Raw genomic sequence first — 1,757 nt, forward strand, 5'->3', positions numbered from 1 at the left:
AGGTGCGGCAAAAGCTGGCCACGATCCGGGCACCGATCAAGGTCGCGGTCATGGGATGCGTGGTGAATGGCCCCGGCGAGGCGGAGGGTGCGGACGTGGCCGTGTTCGCGGGGAAGGGGCGAGGCGTCATTTATGTGCAGGGCGAGCAGGTGCGCACGGTGACCGAGGCCGAGATGCTGGACGCCTTGTACGAGGAGGCGGTGGCGTTTGCCGAACGGGTCAAGCGAGGCGAAGCCCGGTTAAGCGGCGATGAGGTGGCGATCAACCCGCCGAAAGCAAAGCCGCGACCGTAGGCAGGCGGAAGCTCTGCCCGGCACGCGATCCCCCGCAGTCGCGGCTCTGTTCACGGCTTTGTTTGCGGCCATGTTCACGACTCAGTTCGCGGCTTTGTTCGCGACTTCGCCCGGGACACCGCTGCGGACGTTTCTCGCTGTTGACCCTTCTCGGCGAGGTCTCTATCTTCGGCGTCATGCTATGGATATCGCGAACGCCAGCGCTGCTTGAGGGACACCGGTTGACACGGACAGGAAGCTCCGCACGATGCTGCATGGTTTGGGCGATGACATGGGTCGGTGCGACGGTCCTGGGCGGCTGCAACGCGCAGGACTGGCGCTTGGGCTTTGAGCAACCCGCCGCGAGCCAACCCTACGACCCGGCATTGCCGCCGACCACCGATCGGCTGATGGCCGCCTACCCGGATCTGGAAAGCCGTCGGTTCCAGGTGCTCGCGGACTTCGAGGAACCCGAGCAAGCCACGTTGTTCCGAAGAGAATCCACCGGCCGATCCGACCCTCTGGTTCTCTCGACGGAACGAGCCCGCCCGGAAACCGGAGTGGGATCGCTGAAAATGGCCCTGATGAGTTCGGCCGAGCAGATCGTCGCGTCAGACTCGCCCGAAAGCCGCTGGTCGCTCTATCGAGACTGGTCGCCCTATCACCTCCTGTTGATGAACGTGTACAGCCCTCGCGATCTGGGCGGCTTCACCTTCTCCGTACGCAGCGGGACCGACCAACCGATGCGGTATCGCCACCCCAGGGTATTCCTCCGGCCGGGCTGGAACCTCATCCGCGTCGATCTGGCGGACATGGCGGACGACATCAACTTGGCGGACGTTCGCGAGATGCGTTTCTGGAGCGAGCCGCTGGACACGCCCATCGAGCTGTACCTGGACGACCTGATCCTGGTGAATAACGAGAAACTGCTGTTCGGCGAACCGCACCCGGAGCGGGGCGATCTGTACGTCAAGGCGATGGGGCGCCGACTGGTGGTTGGCGCGGAGGAACGATTCGAGTTGGTGTTCCACCGCGGGCAAATCGTGCAATGGTTCGACCTGTCGCATGACGCGGCTCGGCTTCGCAACCTGGTCGGGCGGGGCTCGCTCGGACCTTCACCCGTGGTGCTGTCCGGCGACTCAGAGCCGATCGTGCGGCCGGACGACATGGGGCAGTGGTCAGGCCTGGGCATCGCGGCGGAGTCACACCAGAAGCTGATTGAGGCCCTGCCCGTACGAGTGGTAGTGCAGGGCGAACGACGGTTTGGATCACTGGATCAAGCACTCGCTGACAAGGGGCCGGACCACCGGTGGACCTATTCGATCTACCCGGATGGTCGGGTATACCTGGCCTGCACTGGGACAGCCCGATCGCCGACTTTCACACCTCCCGCGATGGGTGTGGTCTTCAGTTGCGATCGCGACTTGGGATTCAATCGGCAACTGGTGGAGCAGGTGCCGGTGACGGCAGGTGAATCGTTGGCCA

General features: G+C 64.2%; 2 protein-coding genes. Both read left to right on the top strand.

The features are described 5' to 3' along the window. Positions 1-293, top strand: a 293-nt coding sequence (locus tag GXY33_11050; GenBank protein NLX05669.1) for a flavodoxin-dependent (E)-4-hydroxy-3-methylbut-2-enyl-diphosphate synthase, incomplete at its 5' end; no start/stop codon positions are given. A gap of 266 nt (positions 294-559) precedes the next feature. Further along, the coding region (locus GXY33_11055) for a hypothetical protein (GenBank protein NLX05670.1) at positions 560-1,757 on the top strand (1,198 nt) is incomplete at its 3' end.

Source organism: Phycisphaerae bacterium, from assembly GCA_012729815.1.
GTDB lineage: Bacteria > Planctomycetota > Phycisphaerae > JAAYCJ01 > JAAYCJ01 > JAAYCJ01.